The sequence below is a fragment of the Pseudomonas sp. NPDC087690 genome (assembly GCF_044743175.1).
Lineage (GTDB): Bacteria > Pseudomonadota > Gammaproteobacteria > Pseudomonadales > Pseudomonadaceae > Aquipseudomonas.
The window spans coordinates 128,276-146,637 of sequence record NZ_JBIUVX010000002.1; the positions used below are offsets into that span (position 1 = coordinate 128,276).

General features: G+C 62.8%; 7 protein-coding genes. 5 read left to right on the forward strand and 2 right to left on the reverse strand.

The features are described 5' to 3' along the window. Positions 1-324 precede the first annotated feature (324 nt). The 3 genes from ACIPIZ_RS04705 (at position 325) to mnmH (ending at position 13,220) form a co-directional block, all read left to right on the forward strand. A complete protein-coding gene (locus ACIPIZ_RS04705; protein ID WP_401164325.1) occupies positions 325-10,848 on the forward strand; it encodes an autotransporter-associated beta strand repeat-containing protein in 10,524 nt (3,507 codons plus the stop codon). 231 nt (positions 10,849-11,079) lie between these two features. Next, positions 11,080-12,114 (forward strand): selenide, water dikinase SelD, encoded by a 1,035-nt coding sequence (selD, locus tag ACIPIZ_RS04710; protein ID WP_105704814.1) that lies wholly within the window; start codon positions 11,080-11,082, stop codon positions 12,112-12,114. Continuing rightward, positions 12,114-13,220 carry a tRNA 2-selenouridine(34) synthase MnmH gene (mnmH, locus tag ACIPIZ_RS04715; protein ID WP_122660734.1) on the forward strand — a complete coding sequence of 369 codons (1,107 nt, stop codon included), beginning with the start codon at positions 12,114-12,116 and terminating at the stop codon, positions 13,218-13,220. Before selD ends, mnmH begins: the two co-directional genes overlap by 1 nt. 133 nt (positions 13,221-13,353) lie before the next feature. Here the strand turns inward: mnmH and ACIPIZ_RS04720 are convergent, their stop codons facing one another. Then, positions 13,354-14,028, reverse strand: coding sequence for a hypothetical protein (locus ACIPIZ_RS04720; protein WP_064388270.1), 675 nt, complete (start codon positions 14,026-14,028; stop codon positions 13,354-13,356). A gap of 344 nt (positions 14,029-14,372) precedes the next feature. Between ACIPIZ_RS04720 and ACIPIZ_RS04725 the strand changes: the two genes are divergently transcribed. Then, positions 14,373-15,071, forward strand: a complete 699-nt coding sequence (locus tag ACIPIZ_RS04725; RefSeq protein ID WP_105704816.1) for a glutathione S-transferase family protein — start codon at positions 14,373-14,375, stop codon at positions 15,069-15,071. 246 nt (positions 15,072-15,317) lie between these two features. After that, complete coding sequence (hemB, locus tag ACIPIZ_RS04730) at positions 15,318-16,292, forward strand: porphobilinogen synthase (RefSeq protein WP_064388265.1); 975 nt, start codon at positions 15,318-15,320, stop codon at positions 16,290-16,292. 128 nt (positions 16,293-16,420) lie between these two features. Here hemB and ACIPIZ_RS04735 read toward each other — a convergent pair whose 3' ends face one another. Continuing rightward, positions 16,421-17,956, reverse strand: coding sequence for an FAD-dependent monooxygenase (locus ACIPIZ_RS04735; protein WP_105704818.1), 1,536 nt, complete (start codon positions 17,954-17,956; stop codon positions 16,421-16,423). Positions 17,957-18,362 lie beyond the last annotated feature (406 nt).

Consider the following 18,362-nt stretch of genomic DNA (forward strand, 5'->3'; position numbering starts at 1 on the left):
CCCTGTAGGCGTGAGCCTGCTCGCGATGGCGGTTTATCAATAAAACGTGGGCTGACTGACACACCGCCATCGCGAGCAGGCTCACTCCTACAGGGAGTTGCGGCAGGCTGAAGGCCCGTGGATATGGGCTGAAACGCTTATTCCAGACCCCTCTAGTATTAAAGTATTAACACCATTTAATCCGTGCCCCATTGCCGGGCGTCTACTAGCTTTGTCCCCAATAACGCGGTTTTGTGATGACCGTCGCAGTCTTGATTCGCGCGTGGAATAAGCACGGCTCTGCGCGCCTTCAAGGAAGAAATTGGCCACGACAAGGAGTAGCCCGTGGAAGCAAGGTTTGGTGTCGCCCTCGTTTCGCGTTTTTCCCCACTTTCCCTTGCTGTGCATCTGAGCGTCGCCGGGCTGCTGTTCGGCGGGGTCAGCGCACCTGCGCTGGCCACGTGCTCCACGGCCGGTTCAATCGTGACGTGTACGGGGGTGCCGCCACTGCCACTGGTTCCCAACGACTTTGCCAGTGCCTCTAACAACCTGACGGTCAACGTCAACAGCGGCGCGCAGATGAACGCGACCCTTGGCGGGCATGTCATGGACCTGACGGGGGTCAACATCACCCTGAACAACTCCGGCATCATCGACCCGGCAGTCCTCGGTCTGGTGTCGGTTTTGAGTGGCGGGGCATTCATCGGCAGCGGCGCTACCAGCACGGTCAGCGTGCTCAACAACGCTGGCGCGATCATGCGGGGCACCGGGATGTTACTGGGGCTCAACCTGACGAGCATCGACGGCCTGGCCCTTTCGGTTAACAACGCGGCAACCGGCACCACCAGCATCACCAACAACGGCACCATCACCTCGACAGGACTCTCGATCGGCGGCATCACATTGGCGGATACCCCGGTGATCGGTGTCTACGGTGGTTCGCAGGTCAACATGACCAACAGCAACACCGGCGTCATCAACGGCCGAATCGCCTTCGAAACGTCGGCGGCGGGCAACACCTTCACTAACGCCGGTGCGATTACCGGCGGTGTGTCGATGGGCGCGGCGAGCACCAACACCTTCACTGCGGTGACCGGCTCCAGCGTCAACGTCGGTGACGGTGTACAGATCAGCGTTGGCCTTGGTGGTCTGGTCAATATCAACCTGACCTTTGCGCCAACCGGCACGGTCGATGGCGGTGCGGGCGGCACCAACAGCCTGGTCCTGCAAAATCCGGCTGGCGTCGGCGGTGGTATCACCGGGACTGGCACGGCATCGAGCGCCACCTACATCAACTTCAACAACCTGACCCTCAACAGCGGCACCTGGACCTTGCAGGGGCCATTGGTCAGTGGCGCGACCACGCTCAACGGCGGTATCGCCAATTTCAACAACAACGCCACCTTCGGCAGCGGTGTGCTCACCTCCAACGGCGGGGTTCTGCAGGCCAGCAATGCCGGGTTGAACATCAGCAACCTGATCTCCCTCGGCGCCGGCGGCGTCACGGTACAAGGCGGCAACGCCACCACCCTGAGCGGGGTGATTTCCGGTAGCGGCGGTTTCACCAAGGCTGGCACCGGCCAACTTAACCTCAGCGCCGCCAACACCTACCTGGGTAACACCACGCTCAATGGCGGCACGGTGCAGATCGGCAACAATCAGGCATTCAGCACCGGCACCCTTAACGTCACCGGCGCGACGACCCTGAGCGCACCGGGCACGATCAGCCTGGCCAACGCCATCAACCTCGGTGGCACCTTGACCGCCGGTGGCACCGGCGCGCTGACCCTCGGCGGCTTGATCAGCGGCAGCAGTGGCTTGACCAAAACCGGCAGCGGCAGCCTGACGGTCAGCGGCGTCAACACCGGGTTCACCGGCACCACCACCCTCAGCGCCGGCAGCCTGTTGGTGACCAATAACAACTCGCTGGGCAGCGGTGCGCTGAACACTGCCGCCGGTACCAGTCTGGACAGCACCACCAACGTCACCCTGGCCAATAACATCGGCATGACCGGCGCGCTCAATGTGCTCGGCAGCAATGCCCTGACCCTCGGCGGCGTGTTGAGCGGCACCGGCGGCATCACCAAATCCGGCACCGCCAGCCTGACGTTGACCGGCAACAACACCAACAGCGGCAACACGCTGCTCAATGCCGGCAGTCTGTTGGTGGGTAGCAACACCGCGCTGGGCACGGGTGCGCTGAATACCGCCGCCGGGACCACGCTGGATGCGACGGCGGCGGTGACCCTGGCCAACGCGGTCGCGGTGACCGGGGCGCTGACCCTTGGCGGCACGCAGGCACTGGGCCTGAGCGGTATCGTCAGCGGCACCGGCAACCTGATCAAGAACGGCACCGCCAACCTGAGTCTCAGCGGCAACAACACCTTCTCCGGCGGCACCGCGCTGAATGCCGGCACGCTGATTGTCGGCTCCAACACCGCGCTGGGCACTGGCGCGTTGACCACAGCGGCGGGCACTACGCTCGACGCCAGCACGGCAGTGGCGCTGACCAACGCGGTCTCGCTCGGCGGCAATCTGAACGTCGGCGGCAGCGCCAACCTGACCCTCGGCGGCATTGTCAGCGGCAGCGGCGGATTAACCAAAAACGGCGCGGCCAATCTGATTCTCAACGGCGCCAACACCTTCCTTGGTGCCGTCGCGTTGAACGCGGGCACGATTACGGCGGGTGCCAACGCCGCGCTTGGTAGCGGCAATATCACCGTCGGCGGTGTGGCAACCCTCGACAGCAATGCGGCGGTGACCCTCAACAACGCGGTCATTCTCAACAACAGCCTGGGCATTGGTGGCAGCAACGCGCTGACCCTCGGCGGGGTGATCAGCGGCGCCAGCCAACTGGTGAAAAACGGCGCGGCCAATCTCACGCTCAATGGCACCAATACCTACAGCGGCGGCACCACGCTGAATGCCGGCAGCCTGACTGTCGGCAACGGCGCGGCACTGGGCACCGGCGCCTTGTCAGTGGAAGGCGCGGGCACCCTCAACGGCAGCTCCGCCGTGACCCTCAACAACAACGTGATTCTCAACGCCAACCTCACCGCTGGCGGCGCCAATGCGCTGACCCTCGGCGGGGTGATCAGTGGCGGCAACGGGCTGATCAAAACCGGCGCTTCGAGCCTGACCCTCAACGGCAACAACACCTACACCGGCACCACGGCGCTGAACGCCGGTTCGCTGGTGGTCGGCTCCAACACAGCACTCGGTACCGGCACACTAAACGCCTCGAACGGCACTTCGCTGGATGCCAATACCGCCGCGACGCTGGCCAACAACGTCAACCTCGCCGGCACCCTGACCTTGGGCGGCAGCAATGCGCTGACCTTGGGCGGCGTGGTCGCCGGTATCGGTGGGCTGACCAAGAACGGCGCTGCCGATCTGACCCTCAACGGCGCCAACACTTATTTTGGCAACACCGTGTTGAACACCGGCAAACTGACCGTCGGCAGTAACACCGCGCTGGGCTCCGGCACGTTGAACGCGGCGGCCAACACCACGCTGGACGCCAACACGGCGGTCAGCCTGAACAATGCGTTGGCACTGGCCGGTGCGCTGAACATCGGCGGTACGGCAAACATGACCCTGACCGGGCTGGTCAGCGGCGCCGGCAGTCTGGTGAAAAACGGCGCGGCCAATCTGATTCTCAACGCGGCCAACAATTACCTTGGCGGCACCACGCTGAACGCCGGCACCCTGACTGTCGGCAACAGTTCGGCACTCGGTTCCGGTGCTCTGACTGTCGCCGGTGCGGCGACGCTGGACAGCAACTCGCCGCTGGTCAGCCTCAACAACGCCGTGGCTCTGAATGCGGCACTGAGCGTGGGCGGCACGCAGAACCTGACCCTCGGCGGCGTCACCAGTGGCACCGGCCAACTGATCAAGAACGGCGCGGCCAACCTGACCCTTAACGGCAACAACACGTTCAGCGGCGGCACCACGCTCAACGCCGGCACGCTGACTCTGGGCAATGCCAACGGTCTGGGCAGCGGCGCATTGGTCGTCGGTGGCGCGGCAACGCTGGATAACAGCGCCTCGTTTGGCATCGGCAACGCCATTACCCTGAATGCCGGACTGACCGTCGCCGGCAACAACGATTTGAGTTTGAACGGCATCATCGATGGCGCTGGCAGCCTGACCAAAAATGGTCTGTCGGATCTGACCCTCGCTGGCAGCAACACCTTCACTGGTGCGCTGAATATCGTGTCCGGCAGCGTCACTACCCTCAACAGCAATGCGCTGGGCAACACTTCCGGGGTCAACATCAGCGCCGGCGCCGGGCTGAATCTGGGCAGCGATGCCAGCCTCGGCGCGCTGACCGGCAGCGGCAGTGTGCAACTGACCGGCAGTAACACCCTGACCGTCGGCGCCGGCAACGTCACCAGCACGTTCGACGGTGACCTCAGCGGCAGCGGCGGCCTGGTCAAAGTCGGCACCGGCACCTTGAACCTCACCGGGATCAACGGCATTACCGGCAACACCGCGATCGATGGCGGTATCGTGAATCTCAGTGGTTCGCTGGGCAGTGCGCAAGTCAACGTCAATACCGGCGGCACCCTGACCGGTACCGGCTCGGCGCTCGGCGCGATCAACATCAACAACGGTGGGCATCTGGCGTTGTCGTCGGGCAACACCTTGTCGGCGAGTGCTCTGACTCTTGGCGCCGGCAGCAACGTTGATGTGGCCCTGGGCACACCGTCGACCGCGTCGCTGATGAACGTCGGCGGCAACCTCACCCTCGACGGCAATCTCAACGTCACCGATGCCGGCGGCTTTGGCGTTGGTGTATATCGCCTGTTCAACTACACCGGCGCCCTGACCAACCTCGGTCTGGACGTGGCCAGCGTGCCGGTCGGTTATGGTCTTGGCGATCTGCTGGTGCAGACCGGCGTGGCCAATCAGATCAACATTCAAGTCTCCGCGCCGAACAGCAACATCCGTTACTGGGACGGCAGCCAGACCATCGCCAACGGCGTGGTCGATGGCGGTAGCGGCACGTGGAATGCGGTCGGCACCAACTGGACCGACGCCAACGGTCTGGTCAACCAACCTTGGGCCGGCGACTTCGCGGTGTTCCAGGGCACTGCCGGCACGGTGACGGTGAACGGCACGCAAGCGTTCACCGGCATGCAATTCCTCACCGATGGCTACAACGTGGTCAACGGCGCGGCAGGGCAACTCACGGCGGTGAACGGCACCGGCGGCACCACTTCGTTGCGCGTCGATCCGGGCGTGACCGCGACCATCAATGCCAATATCGATGGCAGCGGCATCCTCAATAAACTTGACGCCGGCACCTTGGTGCTCGGCGGTGCCAACACCTATACCGGCGGCACGCAACTGGACGGCGGCAAAATCATCGTCGGCAGCAATACCGCGCTCGGCACCGGCACATTGACGGCGAATGCCGGTACGCAACTGGACAGCAACGCGGCGGTGACACTGGCCAACGCCGCGACGCTGAACGGCAACCTGACCATCGTCGGCAGCAATGCACTGACCCTTAACGGCGTGATTGGCGGCACCGGTGGCCTGATCAAAACCGGCACGTCCAACCTGACCCTCGGCGGCAACAACGCCTTCCTTGGCCCGGTAGCCTTGAACGCCGGCGGACTGATTCTGGCGTCGAACTCGGCGCTGGGCTCCGGCACGTTGAACGCGGCGGGCGGCACCACGCTGGATGCGAGCACTGCGGTTTCGCTGAACAACGCAGTCAATCTGGCCGGCAACCTCGGCATCAGCGGCACGGCGGATCTGACCCTGGCCGGTACGGTCAACGGCGCCGGCAGCCTGAGCAAAAACGGCGCAGCCAACCTGACCCTCAGCGGCAACAACAACTTCCTCGGCGGCATCACCCTCAACGCCGGCACCCTGACCGCTGGCAGCAACTCGGCACTGGGCCTGGGCAACCTGACCGTGGCGGGCGCCTCGGCGCTGGACAGCAACAGTGCGCTGAGCCTGGGCAACAATGTGGTGCTCAACGCCAACCTGAGCAACACCGGCAGCAACAACCTGACCCTTGCAGGTGTGGTCAGCGGCGCGGGCGGGTTGATCAAGAACGGCGCGTCGAACCTGACGCTCAATGGCATCAATACCTACTCGGGCGGTACCACGCTGAATGCCGGCACGCTGACTCTCGGCACGGGTGGCTCTCTGGGCAGCGGCGCGCTGACCGTGGCCGGCGCCTCGACCCTCGACAACACCGCGCCACTGGTGCTGGCCAACAACCTCAACGTCAATGCCAATCTGGCCCTGGCCGGAAACAACAACCTGACCCTCGGCGGTGTGATTGCCGGCGCCGGTACGCTGAGCAAAAACGGTCTGGCCGACGTGACCCTGAGCGGCAGCAACACCTTCAGCGGCACCTTCGATGTAGCGTCCGGCAGCCTGACCACGCTGAGTGGCGCGGCGCTGGGCAACAACGCCACGGTCAATCTCGCGAGTGGCGCGGCGCTGAATCTCGGTGCATCGGGCAGCCTAGCCAGCCTCACTGGTAGCGGCACGGCGCTGATCGGTACGGGCAATACGTTGAGCCTCGGTGGCAACAACGTCAGCAGCACCTTCGCCGGCATCCTCAGCGGTGACGGCAGCCTGAGCAAACTCGGCAGCGGCACGCTGACCCTCAGCGGTATCAGCGACCTGACCGGCGACACCAACGTCAACGCCGGCACCCTGCAGGTCAACGGCTCGCTGGCCAGCGGCAATGTGCTGGTCAACAGCGGCGGTACGCTCGGTGGCAGCGGCACCTTGACCGGTGCCGTGACCGTGGCCGATGGCGGTCATCTGGCGGGCGTCACCGGCAGTACGCTGAACGTGAGTTCGCTAGTGTTCAACGGCAATTCCAACTTCGACGTCGGCCTTGGCACTCCGGTGTCCGGCGGCGGCAACGCGCTGGTCAGTGTCGGCGGCAACCTGACCCTCGACGGCACCCTCAACGTCAGTGACATCGGTGGTTTCGGCAGCGGCGTCTATCGCTTGATCGACTACACCGGCGGCCTGACCGACAACGGCATGCTCTTCGGCACGTTGCCGGGTAGCGTCAGCCCGGGCGATCTGCAACTGCAAACCGCACTGGCCAATCAGATCAACCTGCTGGTCACCGCACCGGGCGTCACCGTGCAATTCTGGGACGGCAATCAATTGGTGGCCAATGGTTCGGTGGAGGGGGGCAGCGGCACCTGGGGCACCGGCACCACCAACTGGACCGACGTCAACGGCACCACCAACCAGGCCTGGACCAACAATTTCGCGGTGTTCCAGGGCGCGGCCGGCACGGTCACCGTCAATGGCGCGCAAACCATCACCGGCATGCAGTTCGTCACCGATGGCTACAGCCTGGTGAACGGCACGGCGGGCTCGCTGAATCTGGTCAACGGTTCGCTGGGCAATGCCACGGTGCGGGTTGACCCGAACGCCACGGCAACCCTCGGTGTGGCGATCAATGGCAGCGGCACGCTGGGCAAATACGACACCGGTACGCTGGTGCTCAACGCGGCCAACGGCTACACCGGCGGCACGGCGCTCAACGGCGGCAAGATTGTCGTCGGCAACAACGCCGCGCTCGGCACCGGCGTCCTGACCGCCGCCGATGGTACCGCGCTGGACAGCAACACCGCCGCGACCTTGGCCAATGATGTGCTGGTCAACGGTGGCTTGACCGTCGCCGGTTCCAATGTGCTGACCCTGGATGGCGATGTCAGCGGCAGCGGCAGCCTGATCAAGGCCGGCGCTTCGAGCCTGACCCTCAACGGCAATAACAGCTACAGCGGCGGCACGCAGCTCAACGCTGGCACGCTGATTCTCGGCAACAACAGCGCGATCAGCAGCGGTGCATTGAACGTGACCGGCAATGGCAGTCTCGACAGCACCTCGGCGCTGCAACTGGCCAACGCGATCAATCTGGGCGGGCAGTTGACCCTCGCCGGCAACCAGAACACTACGCTGATCGGCGCTGTCACTGGCGCGGGCAGTCTGGTGAAAAATGGCGCAGGCGATCTGACCCTCAGCGGCGCCAACACCTACAGCGGCGGCACCACGCTGAACGGCGGCAGCACATTCGGCGACACCAGCAGCCTGCAAGGTGCAATCGTCAACAACGCCACGCTGACCTTTGAGCAGAATGCCGATGGCAGCTACACCGGCAACCTCACCGGCGCGGGCACGCTGAACAAAACCGGCAGCGGCGATTTGCTCCTGACCGGCAACAATGGCTTCAGCGGCAACACCTCGGTGCAAGCCGGCAGCCTGCTGGTCTATGGCACGCTCAACAGTGCCAACGTCAACGTTGCCAGCGGCGCAGGCGTCGGCGGCAGCGGCCAGTTCGGCGGCGCTGTGCAACTGGCCGACGGTGCGACGCTGGTCGGTGGCGCTACAGCAACGCCGTTGTCGGTCGGTTCGCTGGCACTGTCCTCGGGGACCAATCTGGACTTCAGCCTCGGCTCGGCGACCAGTTCGACCACCGTGGTCAATGTCGCCGGCAATCTGACCCTCGACGGTACGTTGAACATCAGCAACGCCGGCGGCTTCGGCACCGGGGTTTATCAACTGTTCAGCTACGGCGGCAGCCTGACCGACAACGGTCTGGTGTATGGCAGCCTGCCGGTGTCGGCGGCCAATCTGACCCTGCAAACTGCGATTGCCAATCAGATCAACCTGCTGGTGCAAGGCACCCCGGGTGAGGTGCAGTTCTGGAACGGTGGCACCACCAATCCGGACGGCAGCATCGGTGGCGGCAGCGGTGTGTGGGGGCCGGACACCAACTGGACCGATCCGAGTGGTACTCAGGCCCTGGCTGCAAATGGTCAGTTCGCGGTGTTCGGCGGTCAAGCGGGTACGGTTACCGTGCAGGGCAATCAGAACTTCACCGGTCTGCAATTCCTCGCCGGCGGCTACAGCCTGGTTCCGGGGGCTGGCGGTACGCTGACCCCGGTCAACGGCGCGGACGGCAGCCTCGCGCCAGTGCGGGTCAATGCCGGTGGGAGTGCGGAAATCTCCGCGCCGCTGGTGGGCACGGGGGGCATCGAGAAGCTTGATTCCGGCACGCTGGTATTGAGCGGCGCCAACACCTACAGCGGTGGCACCACGGTCAGCGGCGGTACGCTGGTCGGTAACACCACCAGCCTGCAAGGCAACATCCTCAACAATGCTTCGCTGTTCTTTGTGCAGAACTTCAATGGTCAGTTCAACGGATCGTTGCGCGGACTTGGCGCGATGCTCAAACGCGGTACCGGCACCTTGCTGTTGACCGGCGATAATCCGTTCAGCGGCACTGTGGCGGTCGATCAAGGCGTGCTGCAAGTCGGCAGCCGGTCGGCGCGGGCTTCGCTGGGCGGGCAAGTCACCGTGGCCAATGGCGCGGGGTTGAGTGGTAACGGCAGTGTCGGTTCGGTGGTCAACCATGGCGTTGTCGCCTCGGGCTCCGAAGCAGGCACCCTGAGCGTGGCCGGTAACCTGACCAACGCCAGCGATGGTGTGCTGGCCCTGACGGTCAGCTCGCCAACCGCGACGCCACTGGCAATCGGCGGCACCGCAACGCTGGGCGGCGCCTTGCAAGTGAACTCGCTGGCACCGTTCACCGGCAACACCACGTATTCGCTGATCACCGCGGGTGGTGGCGTGAATGGCACCTTCAGCGCCGCAGACCTGCCGCAATACGCGTTCCTCAACACTGCACTGGTATATGACACCAATGCAGTGAACCTGGTGGTCAGCCGCAATGGCAACTCGTTCGCCGATGTCGCCGCCACCGGCAACCAGTTCAGAACCGCCACCGCGCTGTCGAACAATGGCCCGGCGGGCGCGGCGTTGCAGAACGAGATCGTTAACCTCAGTGTTGCCGGTGCGCGTAATGCCTTCGACAGTCTGTCCGGTGAGATCCACGCCAGCACCGCCAGCGCCATCCTCGAGGATTCGCGCTATGTGCGCGACGCGGTCAACGATCGCATGCGCCAACCGTCATGCAGCGCGGCGGATGATCCACGCCGTGCCCTGGCGCCAGGTGGCAACCAACTGAGCAGCAACGGTTGCCACGGCGAAATGGTTGGCTGGGCCCGCGCTCTCGGCGCCTGGGGTGAGTCGGATGGCGACAGCAATAGCGCCAGCCTCGACCGTAACCTCAGCGGTTTCATGCTCGGCACCGACAAGCAACTCGATGACCAGTGGCGCGTGGGCATGGCCGCTGGTTATACCCGCAGCGACCTCGACGCACATGATCGTCGCTCGGATGCCACCGTCGAAAGCTACCACTTGGCGGCGTACCTCAACTCGCAGTTCGATGCACTGGCGGTGCGCCTCGGCGCGGCTTACAGCTGGCACGACATCGAAACCAAACGCGACGTCAGCGTCGGCAGCTACAACGACCGTCTGAAGGCCAATTACGACGCTCGTAGCGCGCAGGTGTTCGGTGAAGTCGGTTACACGATTGAAGCCGGCGGCATTGCCCTTGAGCCTTTCGCCGGGCTGGCCTACGTCAACTACGACAGCGACAAGGCCAAGGAGAAAGGCGGAGTAGGGCGCCTGGAAGCCGATGCCGATCAGGACATCACCTTCTCGACCCTCGGCGTGCGCGCCGGCAAAGTCATCACCCTGGCCAACGGCGGGCAATTCACCCCGCGCGCGGCCATCGGCTGGCGGCATGCCTTCGGCGACACCAAGCCTGACGCCGACCTGACCTTCATCGACGGCGGCGCCTCGTTCAGCACCCAAGGCGTGCCGATTGCCAAGGACAGCGCGATTGTCGAAGCCGGCGTGGACTTCCAGATCAGCCCGACCGGCAAACTCGGCGTCGGCTACTCGGGCCAACTGTCGAACGACAGCAACGATCATGCGATGACCATCAGCTTCAGCCTTGGCTTCTGATTTAGGGTCGAAGCACTTTTAGCCGCCCGTGAGGGCGGTTTTTTTTGCCTTGCCTCAAGCTGCTCGTTCCCACGCTCTGCGTGGGAACGCCTCCAGGGACGCTCCGCGTTCCGGCTCCGTGAAGGGACGCGGAGCGTCCCGGGCTGCATTCCCACGCGGAGCGTGGGAACGATCGGATAGACCCGGCGCGCTCTGCTAGAATCGGCCCCATTAACTGCCTGAGACTCCCCCATGAGCGAGCCGATTCGTCTGACCCAATACAGCCACGGCGCCGGTTGCGGCTGCAAGATTTCCCCGCAGGTGCTGGAAGTGATTCTGGCCGGCAGCGGTGCGCAGAACCTCGATCCGAAACTGTGGGTCGGCAACGCCTCGCGTGATGACGCGGCGGTCTACGAGATCGATGCCGAACGCGGCGTGGTCTCGACCACGGACTTCTTCATGCCGATCGTCGACGACCCGTTCGACTTCGGCCGCATTGCTGCGACCAACGCGATCAGCGACATCTACGCGATGGGCGGTGATCCGCTGATGGCCATCGCGATCCTCGGCTGGCCGGTCAATGTGCTGGCGCCGGAAGTCGCGCGCGAAGTGATTCGCGGCGGCCGCGCCGTTTGCGACGCGGCGGGCATTCCGTTGGCGGGCGGGCATTCGATCGACGCGCCGGAGCCGATTTTCGGCCTCGCCGTCACCGGTCTGGTGGAAAAACGCCACATGAAGCGCAACGACACCGCGACCGCCGGTTGCCTGTTGTACCTGACCAAACCGCTGGGCATCGGCATCCTCACCACGGCCGAGAAGAAGGGCAAATTGCGCGCCGCCGATGTTGGCGTGGCCCGCGACTGGATGTGCACCCTGAACAAACCCGGCAGTCGCTTCGGCAAACTCGCCGGCGTCACGGCGATGACCGACGTCACCGGTTTCGGTCTGCTCGGGCATCTGGTGGAAATGGCGGACGGCAGTAAGCTGACGGCGCGCATCGCTTATGACCGCGTGCCGCGTCTGGACAGCGTCGAGTACTACCTCGATCAGGGCTGCGTCCCGGGCGGTACGCTGCGCAATTTCGACAGCTATGCGAGCAAGGTCGGCCGCGTGCAGGAACTGCACAAACGCGTGCTCTGCGACCCGCAAACCAGCGGTGGTCTGCTGATCGCCGTTACCCCTGAAGGCAATGACGAGTTCCTTGCCGTCGCCGCTGAGCTGGGTCTGAATCTGGCGTCAATCGGCGAACTGGTTGAGCGACAGACGAACGCAGTCGAGGTGATCTGATGCTCCGCGACTGCACTGACTATCGAGACATTTTCCTCAACGACCGGCCGCTGATGGATGCCCGCGCGCCGGTCGAGTTTCACAAGGGCGCATTCCCCGGCGTGATCAATTTGCCGCTGATGAACGACATCGAGCGGCAGAAGATCGGCACCTGCTACAAGCAACACGGTCAGCAAGCGGCCATCGAGTTGGGCCATCAATTGGTGGCCGGCGCGGTGAAAGCCGAGCGCATCCAGGCCTGGGCCGATTTCGCCCGGGTCCATCCTGATGGTTTTATCTATTGTTTTCGTGGCGGTCTGCGGTCGCAGATCACCCAGCAATGGCTGCGTGACGAGGCGGGCATCGACTATCCGCGCGTCGGTGGTGGTTACAAGGCCATGCGTAACTTCCTCATCGATACCACTGAACAGGCCATCGCGCAGTGTGATTTCGTCCTGCTGGGCGGCATGACCGGCACCGGCAAGACCGAAGTGCTGGTGCAGTTGCGCAATGGCCTTGATCTGGAAGGCCACGCCAATCATCGCGGTTCCAGTTTCGGCAAGCGCGCCACCGGGCAGCCGTCGAACATCGATTTTGAAAACCGTCTGGCCATCGACATCCTCAAAAAGCGCGATGCCGGGATCGAGCAGTTCGTGCTCGAGGACGAAAGCCGGGTGGTCGGCAGCTGTGCCTTGCCGCTGCCGCTGTACCAGGGCATGCAGCAATACCCGATGGTGTGGCTGGAAGACCGTTTTGACGATCGCGTCGAGCGGATCCTGCGTGATTACGTGGTCGATCTGTCGGCGGAGTTTGCCACGGTGCACGGGGAGGAGGGCTTTACGCTGTTCTCGGAGCGCCTGCTCGAGAGCCTGAATAACGTGCAGAAACGCCTCGGCGGCGAGCGGCATCAGCGCATGTTGCTGTTGATGGAAGAGGCATTGATTGAGCAGGCGCGCAGCGGCGCAGTGGATCTGCATCGTGGCTGGATCGAGGGCTTGCTGCGCGAGTATTACGACCCGATGTATGTGTTTCAGCGCGAGAAGAAGGGCGGGCGGATCGAGTTCGCCGGGGAGCGTGGGGCGGTGCTTGAGTATCTTCGCGAGCGGGTGAACCAGAAAGATTCATAGTGTTTTTTGCCGGCCTCATCGCTGGCAAGCAAGCTCCCACAGGTATTGTGGGTGGACACAGATATTATGGATATCCACGATAACTGTGGGAGCTGGCTTGCCAGCGATGGGGCCTGTAAAGGCAACGAATGACTCAGGTCGGACAGGTTTCCTTGCCATGATCCAGCCCCTGCTTGTAGCTGTGGCTCTGCAGACTGGCCTTGCCGTTGTGCCAGGTCAGGGTCAGCACATACAGCGAGTCGAAATCATCGCCTGACCAGTCATCGGTAATGTTCTGTTTGCCGCCGACCGCTTTGCCCGCGACCTTGTTGATCAATTCCGGCAGATAGCCGTGCGACCACGCGGTATAAATCGTCGAGTTGTGATACTTGTCGTCGAGCAGTTCGCGGGCCAGGTCGCTGGTGTCATTGGCGGAGAACTCAATGTTCACGGGCAGGCCGAGCTTGATCGCCGCCGGGCTGATGGTCATCAGCGGACGAATGTAGCTGTAGGAGTTGTCCAGTTCGCCTTCCTCGACGTTGCGCGTCGGGTTCGCGGCGAACACGTAATCGGCCTTGCCGAATTTTGCCGGCAGCAGCGTCGACAGGTCGATCGCGCGGTTCAAGCCCTGGCAGTTGAGCTGGCCGAGACCGCCCTCCGGCTTTTCCGCGTGGCGCAGGAACACCAGGGTCTGGGTGCCGTCGACCGGTTGCGCGCGACTTTCGCTGGACTCCAGCGACAGGAACAATGCACTGACCGCCAGCAGCGAGGGCAAGACCACATAGGCGCGATGTTTGAAGCGTTTGGCGAATCTCAAAAGGTTCGTCATGTAATAAAGGATTCTTCAGCAAATTCGGTTAAGGCTGACAAACCTTTGCACCGCGGGCTCCCAGCACCGGGTGATTTCCCTGTCGTGAACGGCTTCCTCTGCGAGAAAGGCATAGCTCAGAGTCCCCTGAGGCCCATTTGGTTCGATCCGGGCGAATGCGCAGCACTTTAACGGCTCGTTCCAACGGCTTGGTTGCAGGTTAACGACAGGATGTTACGGTTCGTGTAGGAGCTGCCGCAGGCTGCGATCTTTTACGCTTGTTCAAAGGCTCAAAATCAAAAGATCGCAGCCTGCGGCAGCGCCTACATTATGATCGGGGTTCAATTTGTGACTGGATGCTTCCCATGCCCGATCTGTCCGCGTTCCCGATCACCCAAAAATGGCCGGCGCAGTTCCCTGACTGGATTCAGCTCTACTCGTTGCCGACCCCCAACGGCGTCAAAGTCTCGATCATGCTCGAAGAGATTGGCCTGCCGTATGAGCCGCACAAGGTCGCTTTCGACGCCAACGATCAGCATTCACCCGAGTTCCTGTCGCTGAGCCCGAACAACAAGATCCCGGCGATCCTCGACCCTCACGGCCCGCAAGGCCAGCCACTGCCGTTGTTCGAGTCCGGCGCGATCCTGATTTATCTGGCCGACAAAAGCGGCCAATTGCTCGCTCAGGAAGGCGCGTTGCGCTACGAAACCATTCAGTGGCTGATGTTCCAGATGGGCGGTATCGGCCCGATGTTCGGCCAGTTGGGGTTCTTCAACAAATTCGCCGGCAAGGATTACGAAGACAAGCGCCCGCGTGATCGTTATGTCGACGAAAGCAAACGCCTGCTCAAAGTCCTCGACGGTCGCCTGGAAGGACGCGACTGGATCATGGGCGAGCGCTACACCATCGCCGACATCGCCACGTTCCCGTGGGTGCGTAACTTGATCGGCTTTTATGAAGCGGGTGATCTGGTCGGCATCAGCAACTTCCCCAATGTCACCCGTGTGCTGGAGCGCTTCCTCGCCCGCCCAGCAGTTATCCGAGGGCTGACCATTCCCTCCTGACTAAACACAAACCCTTGTAGGAGTGAGCCTGCTCGCGATAGCGGTGTGTCAGTCAACATTGATATCGACTGACACACCGCTATCGCGAGCAGGCTCACTCCTACAAGAGATGTGCACAATCCGGTGAGATTATTGCGCACTCAGTAACGCTCTCTTGATTGATCCAGGTTTGTACCCCAACCCCCGCAAGGCATAAGCTTCGCCCCCTACGACTTTCGTCTCATCTGCCGATTTCAGGAAAGCCCCATGTCCAGCCAGTTCCCCGAAGCACGTCCCCGCCGTCTGCGCCGCAATGCGAGCCTGCGCAGCCTGTTCCAGGAAACCGAATTCAGCCTGAACGATCTGGTCCTGCCGATCTTCGTCGAAGAAGAAATCGACGATTTCGTGCCGATCAAGAGCATGCCCGGTGTGATGCGCATTCCCGAGCGCAAACTGGCCAGCGAAATCGAGCGCTATGCCCGCGCCGGCATCAAGTCGGTGATGACCTTCGGCGTGTCGCATCATCTGGATGGCAACGGCAGCGACACCTGGCGCGAAGACGGTCTGGTTTCGCGCATGTCGCGCATCGCTAAGGACGCCGTGCCGGAAATGATCGTGATGTCTGACACCTGCTTCTGCGAATACACCGATCACGGCCACTGCGGCGTGATGCATAACCATGAAGTCGACAACGACCAGACCCTGATCAACCTCGGCAAACAAGCGGTGGCAGCAGCCAGCGCTGGCGCTGATGTGATTGCGCCCTCGGCAGCGATGGACGGTCAGGTGCGGGCGATTCGCCAGGCGCTCGACGCCGCCGGGTTCACGCAGATTCCGATCATGGCGTATTCGACCAAGTTCGCTTCGGCGCTCTATGGCCCGTTCCGCGAGGCCGGTGGCAGCGCGCTGAAAGGCGACCGCAAAAGCTATCAGATGAACCCGATGAACCGCCGCGAAGCCCTGCGCGAGTCACTACTTGACGAACAGGAAGGTGCCGATGCGCTGATGGTCAAACCGGCCGGCGCCTACCTCGACATCATCCGCGACATTCGCGAGGCCTCGAACCTGCCGCTGTCGGCGTACCAGGTCAGCGGCGAGTACGCGATGATCAAGTTCGGCGCACAGGCTGGTGCGATTGATGAAGATCGTGTGGTGCGCGAAAGCCTCGGCGCGATCAAGCGTGCGGGTGCTGATTTGATCTTCACTTACTTTGCGATGGATCTGGCCTTGGCCGGGATCTAAAGACCAACGCACAACCCTGTGGGAGCTGGCTTGCCAGCGATAGCGTCAGCACAGTCAAAATCAATCTTGACTGATCCACCGCTATCGCTGGCAAGCCAGCTCCCACAGGTTCTTGTGGTTTCCTTGGGTCAGAGGCAGGCAAAGAACGGGCGGATCCCGTGATCGCGTAAGTAACGTTCGATCACCTTCGGATCTGCACTGTTATCCGCAATCGCCACATAGGTATCCGGGCGCAGCAGGTAGAAACCGTTACGCCCCAACCCCGCCGTTTCAAACGCTGGGCGCCAATCGAACACATGCAGCGGCAAGTGATGTTCGTGGCACCAGGCGATCATTTCGTCGCTGGTGTCGCCGTACACATGCACCTGCCAGCACGGCTGGCGCAGCGGTTCGTAGTTATCCCCCTCACCATCATGCGCCCACGGCAAGCGGTCGCCGCCGTGCACGTGGCCGGCGGTGCCCTGGCTGAGCGGCATGCCGCGATAGTTGAGGGTAACTTGCGAGACCGTGCGAAAGAGAAATTCGCGGCTGGCTTCGAACGAGGCCATTTTCGGGATCAGAAATGGCGCCACGCGCATGCGCAGCAGATCAGCCATGCGTCCCTCGGCGGTGACGAAGCTGAAGACTTTATCGGTGGTCGAAACCAGTCGGCGGGCAAAGGCAATGCGCTCGGTTTCATAGCTGTCGAGCAGGTTTGATTCAGCGCCGCCGCTGAGTACCGCGGCGAGTTTCCACGCCAGATTGATCGCATCGCCGATCCCCGTGTTCATCCCTTGTCCGCCGGCCGGGCTGTGCACATGGGCGGCATCGCCGAGCAGAAAGGCGCGACCACTGCGAAAGTGCTCGGCCACGCGATGATGCACGCGGTAGGTCGAAAACCAGTGCACGTCTTCGATGTGCACTTTCAGGTGTTCGATGGCGCGGCTGCTGACGTCGGAAAATTCCAGAGTTTCGGCGCGATCCGCGCGCTCGTCACGCACTGTGCCGATCAACCGCGCGCGGCCGTCGCCGGCCAGCGGAAACACGGCGAGAAAGTCCGCTTCATCCAGATCCAGATGCAACTCGCCGTTCATCGCCGGGCCGCTGGCCTTGACGTCGGCGACGTAGAAAATCTGCTGATAGGTGCCACCGGGAAACCCGGCGTCGAGGGTTTTGCGCACCACTGAGCGGGCGCCATCGCACCCTGCGAGGTAGCAGGCCTGACAGATTTCCTGCTCGCCATCGGCCAGGCGCAAATGCGCGGTGAGACCGTCGCCGCTTTCTTCGAAACTTTCCAGCGTGGTGTTGCGTTCAACCGTCACGCCATAGTCTTCGAGGCGCTCGATCAGCAGCCGTTCGTGCTGATCCTGCGGGAAGATTTCGACGAATGCGTAAGGCGTGAGGCCTTCGCCGATGCGATTGAGCGGCAACTGCGCGACCGGTTTGCCATTGACCCAGAAATTCGCCGCTGCGACCCGATGGCCGTTGCGTACCACGGTGTCGGCCAGATCGAGTTGCCGATACAACTCAAGGGTGCGCGCCTGCACTGCCAGCGCCCGTGAGGTGGTGCCGGGCGCGGCGGTTTTATCGATGATGCGCGCGCGCACGCCGAGTTTGCTCAGCCACAGGGCCAACACCAGTCCGGTCGGGCCGGCGCCGATGATCAATACGTCGCTGCGGTGCATGGGCCTGTCCTCCGTTTGCTGTGCAGCAAGTATGGATCAGAAGGCGAGGGTGGCCAGTGGATCGGCCAGACGGAACAAGGCCCCGCAGCGGTGAGGCTGTGGGGCCTTTTTTCGGGTGTTCGGCAGGAGATTTTGGTGACAGTGAAATTTACCCCCTCACCCCAGCCCTCCCGAAACGTCGGACCGCCCCCAAGGGGGCGAGGGGAAAGGGAGCCGATTGGGGGCCTTTCAGAACCTGAGTTCGACGCGATGGTACACGTCGGCGTAACTCGAAAGAACACCGCAATCAGTCCCCTCTCCTTTGAAAGGTGAGGGGGAAAGGGAGCCGATTTGGGTGCCTTTCAGAACCTGAGTTCGACTCGATGGCACACGTCGGTGTAACTTGCAAGAACACCTCGGTCAGTCC

What these genes read in the sequence shown, in the direction of transcription:
- ACIPIZ_RS04720 (WP_064388270.1), bottom strand. Translation starts at nt 14,028, where the DNA reads ATGACGAACCTTTTGAGATTCGCCAAACGCTTCAAACATCGCGCCTAT.
- ACIPIZ_RS04735 (WP_105704818.1), bottom strand. Translation starts at nt 17,956, where the DNA reads ATGCACCGCAGCGACGTATTGATCATCGGCGCCGGCCCGACCGGACTG.
- ACIPIZ_RS04725 (WP_105704816.1), top strand. Translation starts at nt 14,373, where the DNA reads ATGCCCGATCTGTCCGCGTTCCCGATCACCCAAAAATGGCCGGCGCAG.
- hemB (WP_064388265.1), top strand. Translation starts at nt 15,318, where the DNA reads ATGTCCAGCCAGTTCCCCGAAGCACGTCCCCGCCGTCTGCGCCGCAAT.
- mnmH (WP_122660734.1), top strand. Translation starts at nt 12,114, where the DNA reads ATGCTCCGCGACTGCACTGACTATCGAGACATTTTCCTCAACGACCGG.
- selD (WP_105704814.1), top strand. Translation starts at nt 11,080, where the DNA reads ATGAGCGAGCCGATTCGTCTGACCCAATACAGCCACGGCGCCGGTTGC.